Genomic DNA, 21729 nt, shown 5'->3' with positions numbered 1-21729 from the left:
ATATATGATGTGTATACACACTCTGTTTTTTTATGTCTTAAAACGCTGATTTATAAGATTTTTGATGAATGAGTTTGACAAATATGTATATAGTGTATATACTGTTTATACACAGTTGGAGAGAGGGAGGTTAAACATGAAGATTCTACTTCAAAATAATAGTAATCAACCAATTTACGAACAGATTAAAGAACAAATCAAAGCACAAATATTACAAGGTAAAGTAGAACCGGGTGCTTCATTACCTTCTATGAGAGAGTTAGCAAGTGATTTAGGTGTCAGTTTAATAACAACTAAACGTGCATATGTTGATTTAGAACAAGAGCAATTTGTCACTACAATAAGAGGGAAAGGTACTTTTGTAAAATCACAAGATCCCTCAATCATGAAAGAAAAACAATTTATTGTCATAGAGGATTTAGCAAGAGATTTAACTAAACAAGCAAAGTTAATCGGAATGGATGTTAAAGAACTCAATGAAATCGTTAATTTGATTTATGAGGAAGGTGAATAAAATGGACAATGCGATAGACGTTAAAAATCTAAATTTTAGTCATAAAAATCTTAAATTATCAGATGTTAATTTTGAAGTACGTAAAGGTTATGTAACAGGATTTATTGGTGCGAATGGTGCTGGTAAAACTACTATTATTCGTATAATTATGGGTCTTCTTAAAGAACAAAGTGGAGATTTAAAGATACTTGGAGAATATTTAAGTGAGAATCCAGTTGAAATTAAAAATAAAATCGGCTTTGTCTATTCTGAATTATATATGTATGAAAACTGGAATATTAAAACAATCGAGAAAGTTGTCAGTAAATATTATAAACAATGGGACCACGATGTATTTGAAGGTTATATTAAAGAATTTAAATTACCTTATAAACAAAAAATTAAGCAATTTTCAACAGGTATGAAAATGAAATTGTCGTTAGCAATTGCATTAAGTCACCATGCTGAACTATACATTCTAGATGAACCAACTGCAGGACTTGATCCGGTCATACGTAATGAAGTGCTTGAAATTTTACAAAGAGAGTTAATAGATGAAGAAAAAACAATCTTTTTCTCTACACATATTATTTCAGATTTAGAGAAAATCGCTGATTATATTGTCTATTTGAAAAATGGATCCATTGTTATTAATGAAAGTGTAGAAGATTTAACGGATGGTTATCGAATCATCAAAGGAGACAAATCCATACTTGATGATGAATTAAGATCGTTATTAATCAGTGTGAAAGAAACGAATACAGGTTTCTCAGGATTAACAAGACAAAGCTCTGTATTTGTTGAGTTATTTGGAAATGAAGTAGTCGTTGAAACACCATCAATAGAGGATATTATGGTAAGAATTGAGAAAGATCAATTCGATAAGGAAGTGGTATAAATGAAAGCTGTTTTCTACCGGAACTTTCAATATGAGAAGGGGTATTACTTACTTTATTTAATCTGCTTCGGATTAGTATTTATAACGAAGTTTACTGTATCTTTTCAAAATATAGAACTCATGAATGTATTAGCGGTATATTTTGTCGCAGTCGTTTCAGTTCACAGTATTAATCATGCGATATTTTTAAATAAACAAAGTAGTCAAATCTTTTATATGAGTTTACCAATCTCTAAAATTGATATTGTAAAAGGGCATTATTTATATAACTTATTAGTAACAGGTATTTCATTTATCATGATTATGGTCATAGCAGTCGTAAAACAAGACACAATATTTTTACAAGCTGGGTTATTTATTGTAGCAACGAATTTATTTACGTTAAGCCTCGTTTATCCAACATTTGCACATTTAAATATTAATCAATTTGGTGCTTGGATATTAGTTGCTATGTACGGCATATTTACAATGTTTTACTTTGGTATATATTCAAATCGACAATATCAATTTGCTGAAGTTTTAGGTTGGAAAATATTTTTATACTATTCACCAGCAATCATATTGTTAATCGTTGCAATCATATGGTCGATTCAGTTTAGTAGAGCTATCAAACAAGCTAAACAAAATCAAATTACGGTTTATGGAGGTATAAAATGAAGGCAATCTTATATAGAAACTTAATTTTATCAAAATCATACCTATATATAATGTTGGCTACAGCATTGTTACTACCAATAATAGTCATATTACCAATTGATGGTTTTATTAAAATAGCTATTTTAGGCATACTCGTCGTTATGATTCATATTGTGTTCTTAGTGCCAATGTATTTTCTATTTAATAGAATCAATAAAAATCATTCTGAATATACATTTTTAAGTTTGCCTGTAAAGCAATCAACAGTTGTTAATGCTCATTATTTAACAGGATTAATATTTATTTTATTCACACAATTACTACTTGGTTTATTTACGATTGTTGCTTTTTTAATACAAGAACCTGCCATGGAAGTCTCATATGATATTTCAGGCATGTGTTTAAGCATTGCAGGGAATTTGTTGACGATCAGTTTAATCTTGCCATTTGCTGAGTATAAAAGATTAATCAAAATTCCTATTATATTTTGGATGATTATAGTCGGTGCAATTGTACCAAACTCAATACAGTTTATAGATTATGTGCTTAAATTCTTTTCTATACAATCGCATATATTTAAGATACATGATATGTCAATATTCTTAGGCTGTTCCATCATTCTATTTATCGTAAGTTATATCATTTCAATCAATAAATCGCGAAAACATGAAATTACAATTTAAAGGAGAGGTGAATAATCGTGAAATTAAATAATATACAAAAGTATTACGGTAAGCAACATATCCTCAAGAATATTAACTTTGATTTTGGGGATAGCCAAATTGTAGGATTAATCGGGAAAAATGGTGTAGGTAAAACAACATTAATGAAAATTATGAACCAGAATATTATGAAATATGAAGGGACTTTCAAGAAAGAAAATAGGGACAAAGTGGGTTATTTAATAGAAAACCCGAAATTATATTTAAATAAAACAGGCTATTATAATTTAAACTTCTTTAGAAATGTATTAGGGACAAATGTAGATGATGATTATATCAATATGTTAATCGAGTCATTTGGCATTAAGCCTTATATCAACAAAAAAGTAAAAAAATATTCAATGGGAATGAAGCAGAAGCTATCTATTGCAGTAGCACTTATGAATAAACCACAATATTTAATTTTAGATGAACCGACAAACGGGATGGATCCAGACGGTTCGATTGATGTCTTAAAAACTTTAGAAAAAGTAAGTAAAGATTTGAATATTAAAGTACTCATTTCAAGTCATAAGTTAGAAGATATTGAATTAATATGTGATAGAACAGTATTTATGAAAGATGGTGCGATTGTTGAAGATTACGATATGAAAGCTCAATCTAAAGACGTGACCAAATTTATCTTTGACCATTCAAGCTATAATGAAGCACTTAATCTTCTTACGATGAATTACAAAGTGGTAACAAGTAATAAACAAGAATCGATTATTTCAGTTGAAGCACTACAAGATTATCAAGAAGTGTTAAAAGCGTTAAGCGCTCAAAATATTTATCCTAAGTTTATTCAAAATAATAAAACGACTTTAAGAGATCAATACTTTAATATTAACAAAGGAGTTGAAGTATCATGAATATCGCTCAACATGTAAAATATGATTTAACGAGAATATTTAAAAGTCCATTAGGCTATTTAGGATTTCTCATTTCATTGTTTCCAGGAATAGCCATCATGATTTCTGTCAAAACGTTAGATGGACCATTTGATGCTCAAGTTGTATTGGCTATGTTCTTCGTATTTGGTGGACTTGTATTATTAATGTTCTCTATTAGAACGATCGTACGTGATATGCAGTATGGTACGATTCAGTTGTTTTTAAATTCTAAAACAAATAGAGTGAAGTATTTATATGGCAAGTTACTATCTATCATTGGCATTGTTATTATATTTACGATTTTAGGTACGCTATTTACATTATTAGCATCAACTATTATCGATGCAGGCGAATTAAGTGTCTCTGACTATTTCAAAATGCTTGGTGAATTTCTACTTATCATGCTATTTTACGGAACATTATTAAATATCCTTAATTTACTTACAGGTAAATCAGCAGTTGTTTATACTACTGCAATCATATTAATATTATTTTTACCTAATATCTTTGATGCATTTATATTTATTCCTGAAATAGGGGGAGATTTATCAAAAATGATGAAATACAATCCTTTAGACTTTTTACCTAAAATATTGAATCAAGGTTTACTAACAATGAAAGTATCACAAATATGGATATCTGTAGCATGTATTGCTGTATTCACGGGTATCAATCATTACATGATAAGAAATAAGAATATTTAATGGTTTATCCCTCATTTCTATGTTAAATTTAACTTATTAGACATAAAAATGAGGGATATTTTTGGGTAAAAAATTTATTAAACATTATATCATTATTGGTATAATATGTATTGTCGCAAGTTTCTTTTTCCACGGTACACCTAGCTCATTAATGATTGGAGCTGGACTAGGATTTTTCTTAACAGCCGTATTAGCGAAGTTTGAAAAAGAAGATAAAGTTGATGAACATCCAGATAAATTAAAAGATAAAAATGAAAAAAAGTAGCTACTACATCTTGTGGTAGTTACTTTTTATGAAATTGAGGGGGTGAATTTATGTTACGTAGTTTACTATTCAAAAAGCTTGAACAAAAAGAGCAAGACATGATTAAGCATTATCAATATTTACATCAATATCCTGAACCTTCATTTAATGAAGTGAAGACTTCACAATATATAGAAGCATTTTATGAAAATAAAGACGTCGTTATACATAAACGTATTGGTGGTAATTACGGACTGATTGTAGAGATTGAAGGCAGTATACCGGGAAGAACAATTGCATTACGAGCAGACTTTGATGCTTTAAATATTACTGAAGATACGGGGTTACCATTTAGTTCTAAAAATAAAGGGTGGATGCATGCTTGTGGGCATGATGCACATACTGCATATTTGTTAATACTTGCGGAATGTTTGATCGAACTTAAAGCGCATTTACCAGGTAAGATTATAATTATCCATCAACATGCCGAAGAGTTAGCACCAGGTGGCGCAATTGACATGATGCAGTCAGGATATTTAAATGGTGTGGATGAAATCTATGGTATTCATTTATTCCCTGATTATACACCCGAAGTTATTTCATATAGAAAAGGTCCAACAATGGGTGGTCGATCATTATTTCACCTTAAAGTTAAAGGAAAAGGTGGTCATGGATCAAGTCCACACCTTGCGAATGATGCAATTATGGCAGCAAGTACTTTCGTAACGAATGTTCAAACCGTTGTATCGAGAAGGCTGAATCCATTTGATATGGGCGTTGTTACGATTAGTTCATTTAATGGTTTAGGATCATTAAATGTTATACAAGATAGTGTGGAATTAGCTGGTGATGTAAGATATATGGAAAGCCGTATAGGTCATCAAATCCATGATGAAATCGAACAGTTAATTAAAGGATTAGAAGATACATTTAATATTCAATGTGAGTTTAAATATGAATTAGATTGTATTCCACTAGTCAATCACTATAAACAAACAGATTATTTGATAGATATTTTGGCAACGAGTCAAGGTGATTATTTTGAATCATTAAAAGAACATGAACAATTAACGAGTTCTGAAGACTTTGCGATATATCTTGAAAAAATACCAGGTACATTTTTCTTTGTCGGATGTAAACCATATGGAATTGATAAAGCACACTTTAACCATAGCCCGAAATTTGTCGTAAATGAAGATGCTTTATTAACGGCGAGTAAAGCATTAGGGGAAGTTGTACTAAACCGATTATCAATAGAATAGCGTTATATTTATAAGAGTTTGGGATTAAAAAAATCCTGAACTCTTTTTTTGTATTTTAAAAAATAAGCAGTAACCGTTTACAAATAATTCGAAAACGTTTACAATAACTTGTATACAAGTATACGAAGTTTGGAGGTATTTTATGAAACATCATTATCATTATCCAAGCGAATGGTTAAAGCATCGTTCAACGGGAGAGCAAGTAGCGAGTGAACTTAGGCTAGCAATTATAAGTAAGATTATAGAAGAAGGCGATAAGTTAAGTGAAAATAAAATTGCTCAACAATTTGAAGTAAGTCGATCGCCAGTAAGAGATGCACTTAAACTCTTGCAACAAGATGGACTTATATCTTTAGAGCGTATGGGAGCAGTAGTTATAGGGTTATCTAATGCTAACCAAAAAGAAATATATGATATTAGGTTGATGTTAGAGTCATTTGTATTTGAAAGATTACAAATTGAAAATAATGATGAAGTGATTAAACAACTGAATAAAATATTAAAAATGATGGCTGTGGCTGTGGAATTTGAAGATGCAGATGAATTCACAAGATTGGATTTACTATTTCATGAATCAATGATTACTGCTATTCACCATCAATACATTGAAATGATATGGCACAATTTAACGCCAGTTATGGAATGTTTAGTTTTAATTTCAATGAGAAAAAGAATGCAGAATGAACCTGAAGATTTTAAAAGAGTCATTCATAACCATAAAGTATATATTGAAGCGATTGAAAATAAAGACAGAAATAAAATGAAAGAAGCATTTCATTTAAATTTCGATGATGTTGATGAACAAATTGATGTCTTGTGGAATTCTCAAACTAATATAGATAGAAAGTAGGATTTTGTAATGAAATATATGATTGGTGTAGATATTGGTACAACGAGTACTAAAGCTGTTATTTATGATAGCGAAGGGAACTTTTTGAAAAAACATAATATAGAATATCCAATGACGACCCATGAAATCGGCGTTGCAGAAGAAAGTCCTGCAGAAATATTCGACGCTGTACTATTTACAGTAAAAAAAGTAATTAGAGAAGTTGGCGCTAAGCCAGAAGAAATCAAATTATTAAGTTTCAGTAGTGCCATGCACAGCTTGATAGCAATGGATAAAAATAATCAGCCATTAACGGAATGTATCACTTGGGCAGATAATAGAGCAAGTGAATACGCAGATAAGATAAATAATGAACATAACGGATTAGAAATATATAAAAGAACTGGTACACCGATTCATCCAATGTCTCCATTATCAAAAATTTATTGGTTAAAACATGAACATGCCGACATATTCAAAAACACTGAGAAATGGATAGATATTAAGACTTATATATTCTATCAATTATTTGAAACATACGTTATGGACCACTCGATTGGTTCAGCGACAGGTATGATGAATTTGAATACATTAAATTGGGATAAAGATGTCTTAAACTTGCTTGAAATTAGTGAAACACAATTACCTGAATTAGTGTCAACAACACATATTATGAAACAAGTTAAAAAGAATTATGCCGATATTATGGGCATAAATGAAGATACACCGATTGTAATAGGCGCTTCAGATGGCGTATTGTCCAATTTAGGTGTTAATAGCTATCGTGAAGGAGAAGTAGCCGTAACGATTGGAACGAGCGGTGCTATTAGAACAATTATTGATAAACCAAAGACAGATGATAAAGGAAGAATATTCTGTTACGTATTAACAGAAGATCATTATTGCATCGGAGGACCGGTGAATAACGGTGGTGTCGTTCTAAGATGGTTAAGAGATGAATTGTTAGCAAGTGAAGTTGAAACAGCTAAAAGACTAGGCGTTGATTCATATGATGTCTTAACTAAGATTGCAAGTAGAGTTAAACCTGGCGCAAATGGTTTGTTATTCCATCCATATTTAGCAGGTGAAAGGGCACCGCTTTGGAATGCGAATGCAAGAGGTAGTTACTTTGGTTTAACACTGTCTCATAAAAAAGAACATATGATACGTGCTGCTTTAGAAGGTGTTCTACTTAATTTATATACAGTGTATCTTGCTTTAATAGAAGTGATGGATAAAGCACCTGAACAAATTAAAGCAACAGGTGGATTTGCTAAGAGTGAAGTATGGCGCCAAATGATGGCAGATATATTTGATACTTCTGTTGAAGTACCAGAAAGTTACGAAAGTTCTTGTTTAGGTGCTTGCATATTAGGATTAAAAGCTATTGGGGAAATAGAGGATTTTGAAGTTTTAAACAAAATGGTCGGTAAAACATATCAACATGAACCTAATCAAGAGAATGTCGATATTTACCAATCGTTAATTCCGATATATATCAATTTAAGTCGTAAATTAAATGAAGAATACGATTTAATTTCAGAATTTCAATCAACACATTCATAAGGAGATGTTTATATGTTTTCAGAAATTGCACCATTATTAATTGTCGCACTCGCAATTGTTATATTATTAGGTTTAATAATGTGGTTAAAACTTAACACATTTGTATCTCTGATTATTACGGCTATGTTAACGGGTATTATGCTTGGAATGCCACTAAGCAAAGTCATCGGTACAATTGAAACAGGTATGGGATCTACACTCGGTCACATTGCTTTAATATTTGGTCTCGGTGCTATGTTAGGTAAGTTACTAGCAGACGGGGGCGGTGCAACTAGAATTGCACATACATTGATTAATAAATTTGGTCAAAAACGTATTCAATGGGCTGTTGTAACAGCATCATTTATTATTGGTATAGCTTTATTCTTCGAAGTAGGGTTAGTATTATTAATTCCGATTGTCTTTACAATTGCTAAAGAGTCTAAAGTTTCAACATTATACTTAGGTATTCCAATGACAGCTGCATTATCTGTTACACATGGATTTTTACCACCTCATCCAGGTCCAGTTATGATCGCTAAAGAATTTGGTGCAGATATTGGTCAAGTATTACTATTCGGCTTTATTGTTGCAATACCAGTAACAATTATTGCAGGTCCTATTTTTACAAGATTTGCGAAAAAAGCTATTCCAGAAGCATTTACTAAGTCAGGTGACTTAGCTTCATTAGGTAAACAAAAAACATTCAATATAGACGAAACACCTAGCTTCGGAATTTCTGCTTTAACAGCTTTATTACCTGTATTCATTATGCTTATTTCTACTATTGTAGATTTATTAACAGGTTCACCAGAAAACCCACAAGGTATTTTAGGATTTATTAGTTTTATTGGTGAAGCGGGTACTGCAATGTTAATTTCAGTATTATTCGCTATTTATTCAATGGGTCTCAAACGAGGATATAAAGTTACAGAAGTTATGGATACATTAACAAATGCCATTTATCCAATCGGTATGATGCTCTTAATCATCGGTGGCGGTGGAGCATTTAAGCAAATATTAATTGATGGTGGCGTAGGTAAAACAGTTGAGTCACTATTTACAGATACTGCAATGTCTCCAATATTATTAGCTTGGATCGTTGCAGCAGTCCTAAGATTAGCATTAGGTTCTGCTACAGTTGCTGCGATATCAACAGTTGGTATTGTTATGCCATTATTAGAATCATCAGATGCTAATTTAGCATTAGTCGTATTAGCAACTGGTGCTGGTAGTGTAATCGCGTCACACGTGAATGATGCAGGTTTCTGGATGTTTAAAGAATATTTCGGTTTAACGATGAAAGAAACATTCTTATCATGGACGCTTCTTGAAACAGTTATATCAGTTTCAGGTATTATCTTTATACTATTTATAAGTCTATTTGTTTAATATATTTAAATATGAATATAAAAACCTCCAAATCTGTTTATTTAAAGATTTGGAGGTTTTGTTATCTGATTTTATGTGATGTTTAATGTGCTTGCATTTCTTTAATTCTTTTAATATCTACTCTAATTAAGAATGAAATCGCTAATGCTACGACAAAGAATGCTGCGAAAATATATAACGTTGCCATGTAACTTTGTGTAACTTCTCTGACAGTTGCCGATATAAAAGGTCCAACTAATCCAGCTGCTGCCCATGCAGTTAATATATAGCCATGTATGGCACCGAGTTGTTTCGTACCAAATATATCACCGATATAAGCGGGAATAGAAGAGAAACCACCGCCATAACAAGAGATGATGATGAATAGAATAATTTGAAATAGCATTGGACTATCAACGATTGGCAACCATAAGAATAATGCGATTTGAATGACAAAGAAAATTGTATAAACATTTGTTCGTCCAATAAAATCAGAAATACTTGCCCAAATGAGACGACCAAGACCATTAAACACACCGATAATGCCAACCATTGTCGCGGCTTGAGTAGGTGTTAAGTTTACAATTTCTTGTGCCATTGGACTTGCTACCGATAAAATCGCTATACCACAAGTAACATTGATAAAGAGCATTAACCATAAATAATAAAACCTTTTAGTTCTGACGGCCTCATTAGCAGACATTTGAACTAAGTCAGGCTTTTTCTTTTTCTCTTTTTGAGGATTAAAACTATTAGGTCTATAATATTCTGGTGGTCTTTCTAAATATAAACTAGAGATCAACATGATGATAAAATATACGACTGCTAAAATGATAAAAGTCGATACAAGATTAAAATGTGTAATGAGAAATTCTATAACTGGACTGGCAATCATTGATGCGAATCCAAATCCCATAATCGCTAATCCTGTAGCCATACCACGTTTATCAGGGAACCATTTCACTAATGTAGATACAGGTGCAATATAACCAATACCAAGCCCAATGCCTGATAATACACCATATCCTAAGTAAAGTAAGGGCAGGCTCTCGACGGAAATAGCATAACTAGAAAGTAACAATCCTGAGATGAAAAATATCGTAGAAACAAGTCCGGATAAACGAGGTCCGAATTTCTCAACGAAATGTCCCATAAAAGCTGCAGAAAGTCCTAAAAATAATATTGCAATACTAAATATTCTTGATACTTCACTTAATGAAAAGCCTAAATCATTTTGAATATGTTTCGTGAATACACTCCATGAATAAACAGATCCTATTGAAATATGTATTCCAACAGCTGCAACAGCAATTAGCCACCTGTTTTTGGTTTTCTTGTTCATCATATTCCCCCTAAAGTAATTGTGTCCAATTGATGTCATTATAGCTAAATTCAGAATATTCAGCAATCAAAATTTTGAAAAGTGTCATTTTTGAACAGTTAGGCAGTTTTAATGCATGTTGATTTAATCGTCTTTTTAACAGTTAGGCATGCCTAACTGTTAAAAAAATAGTTGTAAAATACACTTAAGAAATGAAATATTTGAGTTGAGAATGAATCAACAAAAATTCCTATCTCACTGATATACTTTAGTCATAGATAACACAACACGAAGCACAATCCATTCAATTCCTCAAAACTATTTCGTATATGTTTTTTTCATGATTGTAAATGACTTTGTGTAGAACGTGTTTTGATAGTTATCTGTAATTGTAACGTTGAAATGGATCATAAAATGATTCAAGATATTTTTATAAAGTTTCCCGGCTTTATAAAAATACATGTTTCCTTAATTAATAACCCTTCCCCGAAAAGCGCTCGTTAATTCCCGGACGAGCGCTTTTCACATGTCCAAATTTAGATGTTAACTTTGATAACATAAATTTTCTGTTTTTAATGATTTGAAGTATAGTTATATTAGTAGCCATGGGGATGGCGAGAAATTCTCCTAAGTTGAATAGGGGCACACATACATAAATAAGGCTCGGACTGAATGTCCGAGCCTTTGTACGTCTGATTATGAGATTGAACTAACGATTGATTCGTATACGTCACCCCAAAATTCTGTTTTATTTTGATATGTTTCATGAATACTATGATGTACTTCTTGTTCTTTTTCAGCATATGTTGGATCGTCTTTACTTGGTAAATCTTTACGGATATTTTCTACAAATTTTTGGACGCTGATTGCTCTTGGTCCCCAAACATGTTCTTGTTCATGCTTTTCATTTAAAAATACAAAAATAGGTATAGAGCGAGCAGTACCATTTGTTAAGTATTGATCGATTAAATTAGTATCTTCATCACGATGGAAAGCTTTCACTTCAATATTAGCGTAATCAGCAATGTTTAATAGAACAGGTATGTTCATCATTGCATCTCCACACCAATCTTCAGTAATAACAAGTACTTTATAATTTTTATCTTTAATTTTATCTAATCGTTCGTCATTTTTAGGTAATTGGAAAGATTGATAAATATCGAGTAATTGCTCTTTATTTGTGGTCATATCATTAACATATTCTTTAATGGGTTGTGCCTGTTCATAGTATGTAGCTAACTTTGTCATTATAAAAATCCCCCTTTTATATACTTAATATTATAACAATTCTGAAATATTTCGCAAAGTACAATACTTTATAAAGTTTAATTAATCTACAGCATTATCGATTATTGTAAATGTCTTATTATCAACATCTAATTCAGCTTGTGCACCGTATGGAATAATGCATTTTGGTTCATTATGTCCAAAACTAGCGTTATAGAAAACAGGCATATCTTCTTGATGCCATTCTTTTAACATTTTAACCCAGACTTCTTTATATTCTTCATAATATACATCGTCTTGAGGTCTTCCGATAATAACGCCATTAATTCTATCAAAAATACCCATAGAACCAAATGCGCGAACATAATCTTCCATCAACCATGGCGGGGCATGAACTTCAGCAGTCTCAATGAAAAGAATAGCACCATCAAAGACATCTTTATTAGGGAACACATCAGTTGCTTTTAATGAATGGAATAATTCCATACAACCGCCAATAAGATGTCCTGTAGCTTTGCCAGAACCATTTAGAATTTCATATCCATTATTATCAAAAGATTCTCGATTGATATTTTTTTTCTTTTCATCCCACTGTAAACCGAATTTTCTAATTTGTGGTGAAGTAGGTACATTACCAACAACACCATTTTGGAACCACGTTTGTTTGATTGATTGAACAGTGTAGTCATCCATTTGAACATTTTCTGCAAAATCCGTTAATAATAGTGGCCCGTAAAAGCTAGAAACACCTGCTTGATAAAACATGAAATGAAGTGCAGTTGTGTCTGAATAGCCACTGAAAATTTTAGGATTATCCTTAATAATATTTAAGTCTATGTATGGCCATAATCGAACGGAATCATCCCCGCCTAATGTACAGATAATAGCTTTAACTTCTGGATCTTGAAGTGCTTGATGTAAATCTTCTACTCGTTTTTCTGGATGGTTATATGTGAAGTCAGCACCATTTAATGCGTGTGGCATGACTTTGACATTTAATCCGAACTCATCCTTTAATCTTTGTATACCAACTTTAGTTCTCCATAATATGTCTTTTTCGCCAGCTACACCTGATGAAGGAGAGACAATTGCTACAGTGTCACCTTTAGAAAGCTTACTCGGTTTAATTAATTCTTTCACATCATTACCCCCTTATTTGTATATTGAAATTAGTATAGCATACGGGTATAACTTGAAATCAAATAATTCAAATGATAATATAAGTTTGTTTGTAAAAAGAATGGTAAAATAATGAATAATGTAAGGTTAACTTCAGAATATAAGGGGTATTTCTATGGATAAAATAACCTTCCTTAATTACCTTGAGGATGAATTGTCTCGACTGCCTAAAGTAGAACGAGATAAAATAATGTACGAATATGAAACGAAATTTTTTGAATCAGAAGATGAACAAAGTTTAATACAAGAACTTGGTGAACCTAAAGCGATCGCCAAGAAAATATATGCAACAAGTGCCATTCATGATGCAGAGTTATCACCCAATTTTAAGAATGTATTTCAAGCAATATTAGCGACATTAGGACTAAGCTTTTTTAATATATTTTTTATTATTATTCCATTTCTTATCATTGCCTTTGTACTGCTCATTGTAGTTGTAATCGGTGCTTTAATGATGTTAGGTCCTATCGTTAGTGTAATCAATGTATTTGTTCACGGTTTTTATTGGGTAGATATTACAAATATTATTTTTTCAATCTCTTTCTTTGGATTAGGACTTATGTTGTTAGTAGCAGGGCTTAAATTAATAGAAGTGAGTTACAAAGGTATCTTAAAATATTTAAGATGGTGTGTGAAACTCGTTAAGGGGCGTGCTGAATCATGAAGAAGTTATTTTTATCTGGTCTAGGCATCTTCTTAATTTTTGGCATTTTAGGAACGATACTATGGTTTACCGTTAATAATAAATATGAAAAGCAAGAAACATATGAAAAAATATATAAAAACAACCAGGTTGAACAAGTTATCGTGAATGGGCAAAATACAAATGTTGAAGTTAAGAAAGGGAAATATTTAAGTATTAAATATAACGGTAATCAAGACGTTAATGCGAGCATAGAAAATAATTTATTGCATTTTACGGAGAGAGAAAATAAATACAAATTTAATGCCAACTTTATTCCATTTAGAAAAACCATTAATCACTTAGTAATCACTTTGCCACCTAAAAATTACGAATCATTTAACATTACAACAAATACAGGAAACATTTCAGTTCGTGATGCTAAAAGCAACAATAGTAATATGATTACGGACACTGGTGACATTTTTTATCATAATGTGAACTTAAAAAATGCTAAAGCGATGACTGACTTAGGAAGTGTCAAAGTTAAACATTCAGATTTGACGGAATTTACAGGTGAACTTAAAACAGGTAATATATCTGTCGATAAAAGTAGTCTCGTCAATAGTGAAATGATTACATCTCTTGGTAATATTAATATTAGCCAACTTAAAAATGAATGCGATATTAAATCTTCAACAGAAGACGGAGATATTTCAATTTCTTATATGAATCCACCTAAGAATACTTTATTACAACTTCAAGCTGAATCTGGCAATACAAAAATTGAAAATAAAGCATTTAATGGCGAAAAAGTAGGGAAAGGGAAACACGTTATTGAAAGTTATACAGATAACGGAGATATTTATATAAAATAATATAGAAATAGGCTGAGACTTAGAAGTCTCAGCCTATTTTCATTCACTCACTAGCAAATAGAATGTCTGAATCAATCTGGCCTGTTATTGTAGGGAGGGTAATGGATTTACCATCTAACCATTCTTTGAAATCAAATGTATGTATGGTGCCATTTTCACCAAGTGCAATTTTCATTTTTAATTGGCTAGGTATGTATGCTGATGTATGTATCGTACCCGACCAACTTTTGAATAAATTACTGTAAATTTCATACTGAGGATCATTAAAATATCGAAAAGCATCCCCTAAAGTCATTTGGTCATTTGTGATTTGGTCAATTCGATTATATCTTTCGACAGACTCTTTAATATAATTTCGATTCTCATGACTTAATATTTCAAAATGATTTGTACATAAATTGTTTTGTTTAGTAACAACTTCTCTTGGTGTCGCTTCTACAGTAATTCTTTTGTTTGTTTTATCCATTAAAATATAGCTAAATGAGCTACGGTGAGGAATTTCATTTAATAGTCTAACAGCATCATCGACATCTTTACATGTTTCTAAGATCAATCTTCCAATCATATAGCAAACAAATCCATCTCCTGGTTTTTTACGATGCATAAAATTATAGCCCATTGCTAAACCATGTTCATTCATGCCATCCATTCTGCCAGTCACTCTGGAAGTAGGACCGATTTGTGCGTAGCCACCATCTGTAGGTTGGAATAGACTAAATCTTCCATCATATGTAGCAGGACTATAATCATAGTTTCTGACCATATAATCTTCTCCTAAGAAGATGGAACAACCACTATCTTTAGCATAAACTCTATAATGACCATAGTTTAACAAGATTGTTTCTAACGGAAATTTTAATGTATCTTGAATACCCATTAGTTCGTCCCAAATTTTTGGTGCGAATTTTTGATATATATTTTTTGTTTCATCTATATTAATATCGAAGCGGGGTCTTCTAATTCTCCATTCTTTTTCTCTATTTTGCAACATTTTAGTAGATTTTAACCATTCTGCTTGAGCAACGCCATAATCATAATGGTTACCTCTAAATTCTAATGTTTGCATCTTAACATTTTGCACAGTATCACTCCTCATATATTTATTTTGATTGAACTTATGTACTTTGTCACGTAAATCTTCTCAAATAATTGGAAATATGATATTAAAGAAATTGTAATACTCACTTAACCTATGTAATTTATTACCATGTTATATTTGAATTACCAATTATCTCACAGATTATGTGAGAAGGGGGTATGTAAAATGTGGAATCAAGGATATATTTACGTAAAGAAGATATGGCAAGAATGGTATAGAAGATAATCTATTAAATGACGCTTATAGAACAGCTAGAATATATATTTTTGAAATAAATGAGCATGGGACAATTCAATGTCCCATGCTCATTTAATATTATATTTGATCTGTTGATGTTGTATAAGATTGTGCATTGTTAGTCTTTTTAGTTTGATTAGACCATATAATAGCAATTGTAGGTCCAGTGATTAAGTGGATAAAGCTGAATATTGCACCTGGAACAGCGGATAAGGGATTGAAATGTGCTGTTGCTAGTGACACAGCAAGTCCAGAATTTTGCATACCAACCTCTATTGAAATGGCACGTTTATCTGGTCGGTTAAGTTTGAATAATTTCGCTAATAAGTATCCGATTGTTAAACCACTGACATTATGCAATAAGACAACGCCAAACATAATTAGACCAGTTTCAATAATTTGTGATTTATTACCTGCGACTACGCTTGCAAGAATAAGTGAAATAGATACTACCGAAATAATAGGTAAAATATCAATAGATTTTTCAGCTACTGGTTTAAAGAATCTTTGAACGATGAAACCTAATATAATTGGGATCAATACAACTTGAACTACTGATATAAACATAGATGCAAATGATACTTGTAACCATTCTCTTGCGAATAAATATATTAAACTAGGTGTAACAATAGGTGCTAATAATGTAGACACAGTTGTGATAGAAACGGATAACGCAGTATTTGCTTTAGCTAGATAGCTAATAACATTTGATGCAGTTCCACCAGGACAACAACCTACTAAGATAACACCTAATGCTACGTCAGGACTTAAATTAAGACCTTTAGCGATTAAGTATGCAGTAACAGGCATTACAGTATATTGAAGAATAACACCAATTAACACACTTTTAGGAGATTTAAATACTTCTTTAAAATCATTTGTAGAAATAGTCATGCCCATTCCAAACATTACAATTCCTAATAAATAAGGAATGTAAGGTGCTATTTGAGCAATGATATTTGGAAAGCTAAAGCCTAATACTGCTGCTAATAGCATCCAAAATACAAATGTTTTATTGATAAACTGACTGAACTTCTTAATGTTACTCATATATACACCTTCCAATTAAATAATAATCAGAATATTAACAATAATACAAAAATTTTTCAATACTTTATTTGAATTAATTATTTATTTTACATATTAATGATGAAATGATACATATATGAAGTGAAATTATACTAAAATATCTATATATCGATAATATCTCGCTTAGAAAAGGATAATATCTTTTATGTATTTTAAATATTATGTTATGATGAAAGAGGTAGAAAATGATGAATGAGGTGACTTCAATGGATTGTATTAAAGGGATATTCAAATTCTTTTTCATCTTAATTGCTATAACAACAGTTGCTGTTGGGGCAGGTATTGCTGTCTTAGCATTTGTATTTAAAAAAGACTTTGAAGAATTAGAACAAAAAACAAAAGAAATTGTATCTGAAATCGAATCTAATAATTAAAATAAAGGAGCAATCACTATATTTCTGTGATTGCTCCCTTTTTTATATTTAAAAATTAGGAGGGTTTATATTTGCGATATGAGCGTAATGTTTTAATATCCCCAAGACTAGAAAATGACAAGTGTCATCAATTAAAAGCTTTATCTCATAATCTTAAAGTACCGAGCAAAGATGAATTATATGCCATACTTGAAAGCATTGAATATGACCAACCATTTTTAAAATCGATTACAATTGGAACGAGTAATGAAAAAGAGATGATTAATACAGCATTTCATTTAAAAACTATCATAGAGTATATGTGGTACGAACGAAAAAAATCTGAAGTATATGTTAATATCGTCATTTGGAAGAATCATGTTGGTTCTTCTAAAAAGTATGTGGATAAATTTATGAAGTACGAACCAGATGCATGGATAATATTAGGATCTCATATAGGCTTCTGCAATTTGTTAAAAAGATTATATAGATTTGAAAGTTGGGATGCTAATCGAACATATTGTTCAAATGCGTTGTTGTCCCAATTGATGTTTCAAATCGTAGGTGAAAAGTACTTCGAACATATTAATAGTATTAACCATCTCGGTAAACCAATTATAATTGAAGACGGTAAAATCATTTCAAAATACAATGCTATTGTTTAGACCGCTTCTTTTTGAATATAAAAAATAGAATTGATGCAATACATATGAGTAATGCACTTATTAAATAATTTAAGTAATGTTTTGAAATTTGACCAGTTTCAGGAAGCTTTGATGTTTCTGATTTGGTCTTTTTTTCTTTATTAGTGTGATCGTTAGTAAGTTTATTAGGGTTTGGAATTAAAGAGTCTTTAATGACTGAGATTTGGTATGTCTGATTTTGACTTGGAGTATGATTAGAATTCGGATTATCTATAATTTGACTTTGACTTTGTTGTCCTTGATTTATTTGAGTAGGTTGATTTGTATTTTGTTCAAAAGTTGAAGTAGTCTTGTCGTCAGAATTAAATGTATAATATTTATCCTCTCCTAGTGAAATCGTTGAGTGGCTATCAATGCCGTTAATCTTCACATTAAATTTAGTAGACTTAAGAAATGTAGTGGGTATATTGATTGTAGTATTACCATTCTGATCTGTTATGCCAGAAAGTTCTTGGTTATCTGCAATGAGTTTAACTTCCACATTATTTAAAGGGTGATAGGTCTTTGAAAGTACGTTAATTGAAATGCTTTGACTATTTGTATTTGTTATATTGCGTTGGTTATTGTTAGAAGAAGTCAATCTATATAACTTGTTAGGTTCAACAGTAAAAGTTTGATTATTTGAAGTGGTTAAAGTGTAATGAGGTTTAATATTCTTATTAGGAATTTCTATAAATGCTAAACCGTCAGATTTAGTTGTTAGTGATTTAACTTCTTGATCTAACTGTAATTGGAAAGTTTCATTTGATATCGGGGTATTATCAGAAGCATAAAATTGAAAGCCAATAGGTGTCATATCATTATTAGCGTGTGCAGTTCGTGACGTATTGAATGATGTAGCGACCATACATACAATACTAAATAAAAAGATTGGGAAAGGTTTCATATTGACCTCCTTTCATCTCTTAAATAATTAGATGATCATCTGATATCATTATGCCATAAACTCAAGAGATATTCCACTATTATTTTATGCTTTTTGTATAGAATTTTTAACACAACTAAAATCTACCTATATATATGTCATTCGAAATTTTTGAGAATGAACGCTTGAATCTTTTTGCAAGTGATAAAATAAAAGAGTAAAATATAATCAGAACGAGCATAATCTAAAAGGGGATGTCTTATATGAAATGTGCAAGTTGTAATCAAGAAATGGTAGATGATCTTCGTACGAATGTTCCAGGCACTCTAGTTGATGTTAGAATAATAAAAGAAGAAGAGAATGAAGATATTTTAAACAAAGCGATTGCAATACCGAAAGCAGCAGTATGTTTACAATGCGGCGAAGTGAAATATTATATAGAAGATATTGAATCATTTAGAAATGCTATTAACCATGAATAACAATAAAATCATTAATAAAAAACAGCGTACATTTGAAATAAATCATGTACGCTGTTTTATTTATATTTTTTTAATATTTCGTACAGATGCATAGCAATGCTCACCATTACTAAAATATACTGCACGATCTTTCGTGTTAATGGTATCAACGTTATTGCGATTAATCACATAACTGTTATGACATCTGAAGAAGCGGTCATCTAAATTAGATAAATCTTTTAAACTGCCATAAAACTCAATTTGTCTATTGTCTAGATGAGCAATTAGTCGATGTGATTTTGATGATGACTCAAAGAACATAACGTCATCATATTGAACATATACAGAATTGCTACCTCTCGTTAATTCTATCTTTTCAACGTTTGTATTTTTTGAAAGCATACCTAATCTTATGTATGCAGTGTCTAAACAATCTAACACTCTTGTCTTCAGTTGATCTGGATCATCTTTAAAAATAAAATCCATCGCAGCAACTTTATAAACAAATGTTAAATAAGTCAGTTCACTGTGACTTGTGACAAAAACAATATTACCAATAGGGTCATACTTACGTATCTCACTTGCCAATGTAATACCATTAATATCAGCGTCTAATTGAATATCTAAAAAGTAACAACCTATATCATTTGAAGATTTAACGTGATCCAATAATTCATATGGATCACGTGTTGCAAGTTCAATAGACATTTCTTTTTCTTCAATCATAATATAATTATTGATAATCGTCTGCATGCGCTCTAATTGTTTAGGGTCATCTTCACAAATGATGATTTTCATTGAATCACTTCCTCATTGCTATCATTTAAAATTTCAAGCTTTTGAATAAAGTATTGATTATTAATAAAAGTATCTAAGAAAACATGGTCTGTCTTCTCAGTGATTTCTTTCAACGTAGTTAACCCAATACCACGCTTACGACCTTTAGTAGAATAATGATTTTCAAATAGTTTATGTACCTTAGGCGTATCTTTTGAACATTTATTCATGAATACAAGTAAAATTGATTTCTCATTTTTAATAAATGCAATTTGAATCGTTGGATTATCAACAAACTCAGAAGCCTCAATTGCATTATCCATAATGATGCCGATACATCTACTTAATTCAACAATGTTCATATTTATATGATCAATCTGTTCAGTAATCTCAACACTAATATTGATATTCTGTTCCTGAGATTGAATAATTTTCGTTGTTAATAATCCCTTAATTTCTCTAACATGTAAATTTTGAAGACCATTAATTTTTATCGCATTTAATTTCATATCATCATGAAGATGTGCAATATTTTGGTCAAAGTATGTTCTCAAACCATCCATATCATCTTCTCTAATATATTCAGATAAAGTCGCTAAAATATTTACATAATCATGACGAAACTTACGCATCTCATTATTAATCTGCTCAATCTGCAAAGTATACTTATAATACTGATTGATTTCTTTCTTCGTACGTTGCAAAGCCATCTCTCTAATAACTGTGAAAGAAATTAAAATAATAAAAATAGCAGCAACACATACATAGATCACATAAAATAAAGTTTGGAATTCAAACTCTTTCTCAGTATTGTAAGACTTTGGCATGTAGACATAGAACACCGTAAAAGAAAGACCTAAAAATGCTGCTAACAATAGTAGATAGATACGGTTGTTATATAAATAGCTTAATTTAAGTCTATTCATTAATTGTCTTATTAATAATGCTAATGTAATAGATATTGTTGAATGAATGACTGTATATATTAATAGAAAGAGTAAAAATGTATCTATACTATCAATAATATATTTTGTAAATAAAATGGATAAATAATCTGAAACTACAGATATAATAATGACAAGTAATGTATTAATTACACCAAACAACTTAAATTTTCTATAGAAAAACACAAAATAAAATAAGCAAACATATGTAATAGCACCTACTCCAAATATATAATAAAAAGTAAGTGAAGGGATTATGAAGCCTATTAATAAGACTCCATAATCCCTTTTGTTGTATCGATAATTTTGTGTTATAGAAAGTAAAATTGTGAACAATACTACTTGTAGTAATCTAAAAGGTAAAGATTCTATACTAGAAAGCGAGTCCATATATTAC

Annotated in this window: 24 protein-coding genes; 16 read left to right on the top strand and 8 right to left on the bottom strand. The window is 30.9% G+C overall.

The annotated features are described in order from the left end of the window. The first annotated feature begins 136 nt into the window (after window positions 1-136). The 11 genes from pmtR (at window position 137) to LQ694_RS09510 (ending at window position 9597) form a co-directional block, all read left to right on the top strand. Window positions 137-514, top strand: a complete 378-nt coding sequence (gene pmtR / locus LQ694_RS09560) for a PSM export ABC transporter transcriptional regulator PmtR (protein ID WP_025905075.1) — start codon at window positions 137-139, stop codon at window positions 512-514. 1 nt (window position 515) lies between these two features. Further along, window positions 516-1391: a phenol-soluble modulin export ABC transporter ATP-binding protein PmtA gene (pmtA, locus tag LQ694_RS09555; protein WP_058611177.1), complete on the top strand. Its 876-nt coding sequence runs from the start codon at window positions 516-518 to the stop codon at window positions 1389-1391. Further along, entirely contained in the window at window positions 1392-2048 is a 657-nt protein-coding gene (locus tag LQ694_RS09550; RefSeq protein WP_218697350.1) for an ABC-2 transporter permease, read from the top strand. It abuts the gene before it with no gap. After that, complete coding sequence (pmtB, locus tag LQ694_RS09545; RefSeq protein WP_218697352.1) at window positions 2045-2710, top strand: phenol-soluble modulin export ABC transporter permease subunit PmtB; 666 nt, start codon at window positions 2045-2047, stop codon at window positions 2708-2710. Before LQ694_RS09550 ends, pmtB begins: the two co-directional genes overlap by 4 nt. 17 nt (window positions 2711-2727) lie before the next feature. After that, window positions 2728-3600: a phenol-soluble modulin export ABC transporter ATP-binding protein PmtC gene (gene pmtC, locus LQ694_RS09540; RefSeq protein ID WP_218697354.1), complete on the top strand. Its 873-nt coding sequence runs from the start codon at window positions 2728-2730 to the stop codon at window positions 3598-3600. After that, the gene (locus LQ694_RS09535) at window positions 3597-4325 is read left to right on the top strand and encodes an ABC transporter permease subunit (RefSeq protein ID WP_065381750.1); all 729 of its coding nucleotides are present in this window, start codon (window positions 3597-3599) and stop codon (window positions 4323-4325) included. The genes pmtC and LQ694_RS09535 overlap by 4 nt, the downstream gene beginning before the upstream one ends. Window positions 4326-4386: 61 nt before the next feature. Then, window positions 4387-4590, top strand: a complete 204-nt coding sequence (locus LQ694_RS09530) for a hypothetical protein (protein WP_025905081.1) — start codon at window positions 4387-4389, stop codon at window positions 4588-4590. Window positions 4591-4640: 50 nt separating this feature from the next. Next, complete coding sequence (locus LQ694_RS09525) at window positions 4641-5831, top strand: amidohydrolase (RefSeq protein WP_065381751.1); 1191 nt, start codon at window positions 4641-4643, stop codon at window positions 5829-5831. A gap of 142 nt (window positions 5832-5973) precedes the next feature. Beyond that, entirely contained in the window at window positions 5974-6681 is a 708-nt protein-coding gene (locus LQ694_RS09520) for a GntR family transcriptional regulator (protein WP_058611171.1), read from the top strand. Between the two features lie 9 nt (window positions 6682-6690). Beyond that, window positions 6691-8226: a gluconokinase gene (gene gntK / locus LQ694_RS09515; RefSeq protein ID WP_058611170.1), complete on the top strand. Its 1536-nt coding sequence runs from the start codon at window positions 6691-6693 to the stop codon at window positions 8224-8226. 12 nt (window positions 8227-8238) lie between these two features. Further along, the gene (locus tag LQ694_RS09510; RefSeq protein ID WP_058611169.1) at window positions 8239-9597 is read left to right on the top strand and encodes a gluconate:H+ symporter; all 1359 of its coding nucleotides are present in this window, start codon (window positions 8239-8241) and stop codon (window positions 9595-9597) included. Window positions 9598-9679: 82 nt separating this feature from the next. On the opposite strand, the gene LQ694_RS09505 is transcribed toward LQ694_RS09510, so the two are convergent. From LQ694_RS09505 to LQ694_RS09495, 3 genes are all read right to left on the bottom strand, one after another. Next, window positions 9680-10918, bottom strand: coding sequence for an L-lactate MFS transporter (locus tag LQ694_RS09505; RefSeq protein ID WP_058611168.1), 1239 nt, complete (start codon window positions 10916-10918; stop codon window positions 9680-9682). A gap of 675 nt (window positions 10919-11593) precedes the next feature. Then, window positions 11594-12145: a thioredoxin family protein gene (locus LQ694_RS09500; RefSeq protein ID WP_096792068.1), complete on the bottom strand. Its 552-nt coding sequence runs from the start codon at window positions 12143-12145 to the stop codon at window positions 11594-11596. 81 nt (window positions 12146-12226) lie between these two features. After that, window positions 12227-13264 carry a S66 family peptidase gene (locus LQ694_RS09495; protein WP_058611166.1) on the bottom strand — a complete coding sequence of 346 codons (1038 nt, stop codon included), beginning with the start codon at window positions 13262-13264 and terminating at the stop codon, window positions 12227-12229. A 154-nt stretch (window positions 13265-13418) separates the two neighbouring features. On the opposite strand from LQ694_RS09495, the gene LQ694_RS09490 reads away from it, so the two are divergent. Continuing rightward, window positions 13419-13967: an HAAS signaling domain-containing protein gene (locus tag LQ694_RS09490; RefSeq protein ID WP_058611165.1), complete on the top strand. Its 549-nt coding sequence runs from the start codon at window positions 13419-13421 to the stop codon at window positions 13965-13967. Continuing rightward, the gene (locus LQ694_RS09485) at window positions 13964-14803 is read left to right on the top strand and encodes a DUF4097 family beta strand repeat-containing protein (RefSeq protein WP_239772007.1); all 840 of its coding nucleotides are present in this window, start codon (window positions 13964-13966) and stop codon (window positions 14801-14803) included. The genes LQ694_RS09490 and LQ694_RS09485 overlap by 4 nt, the downstream gene beginning before the upstream one ends. A gap of 43 nt (window positions 14804-14846) precedes the next feature. On the opposite strand, the gene LQ694_RS09480 is transcribed toward LQ694_RS09485, so the two are convergent. Both LQ694_RS09480 and LQ694_RS09475 read right to left on the bottom strand, forming a co-directional pair. Continuing rightward, window positions 14847-15884: a C45 family autoproteolytic acyltransferase/hydrolase gene (locus LQ694_RS09480; protein ID WP_049320432.1), complete on the bottom strand. Its 1038-nt coding sequence runs from the start codon at window positions 15882-15884 to the stop codon at window positions 14847-14849. A gap of 333 nt (window positions 15885-16217) precedes the next feature. After that, window positions 16218-17189 (bottom strand): bile acid:sodium symporter family protein, encoded by a 972-nt coding sequence (locus tag LQ694_RS09475; protein WP_065381759.1) that lies wholly within the window; start codon window positions 17187-17189, stop codon window positions 16218-16220. A gap of 245 nt (window positions 17190-17434) precedes the next feature. Here LQ694_RS09475 and LQ694_RS09470 point away from each other — a divergent pair, with 245 nt between their 5' ends. After that, entirely contained in the window at window positions 17435-17602 is a 168-nt protein-coding gene (locus LQ694_RS09470) for a hypothetical protein (protein WP_049320466.1), read from the top strand. A 71-nt stretch (window positions 17603-17673) separates the two neighbouring features. Next, window positions 17674-18246, top strand: a complete 573-nt coding sequence (locus LQ694_RS09465) for a hypothetical protein (RefSeq protein ID WP_058611161.1) — start codon at window positions 17674-17676, stop codon at window positions 18244-18246. Here LQ694_RS09465 and LQ694_RS09460 read toward each other — a convergent pair. Continuing rightward, complete coding sequence (locus LQ694_RS09460) at window positions 18236-19171, bottom strand: LPXTG cell wall anchor domain-containing protein (protein WP_218697357.1); 936 nt, start codon at window positions 19169-19171, stop codon at window positions 18236-18238. The two genes, LQ694_RS09465 and LQ694_RS09460, sit on opposite strands and share 11 nt — an antisense overlap. 242 nt (window positions 19172-19413) lie before the next feature. On the opposite strand from LQ694_RS09460, the gene LQ694_RS09455 reads away from it, so the two are divergent. Further along, on the top strand, window positions 19414-19632 hold the full coding sequence (locus tag LQ694_RS09455; RefSeq protein ID WP_096792070.1) for a hypothetical protein: 219 nt from the start codon (window positions 19414-19416) through the stop codon (window positions 19630-19632). A gap of 60 nt (window positions 19633-19692) precedes the next feature. On the opposite strand, the gene agrA is transcribed toward LQ694_RS09455, so the two are convergent. Next, a complete protein-coding gene (gene agrA, locus LQ694_RS09450; RefSeq protein WP_048540627.1) occupies window positions 19693-20409 on the bottom strand; it encodes a quorum-sensing response regulator AgrA in 717 nt (238 codons plus the stop codon). Next, window positions 20406-21722 carry a quorum-sensing sensor histidine kinase AgrC gene (gene agrC, locus LQ694_RS09445; protein WP_481817154.1) on the bottom strand — a complete coding sequence of 439 codons (1317 nt, stop codon included), beginning with the start codon at window positions 21720-21722 and terminating at the stop codon, window positions 20406-20408. The genes agrA and agrC overlap by 4 nt, the downstream gene beginning before the upstream one ends. Between the last annotated feature and the right edge of the window lie 7 nt (window positions 21723-21729).

The organism is Mammaliicoccus sp. P-M58 (assembly GCF_022386165.1).
GTDB classification, from domain to species: Bacteria; Bacillota; Bacilli; order Staphylococcales; family Staphylococcaceae; genus Mammaliicoccus; species Mammaliicoccus sciuri.
Note: the sequence above shows the minus strand (reverse complement) of the source record. Positions and strands in the feature narration are given on the sequence as shown.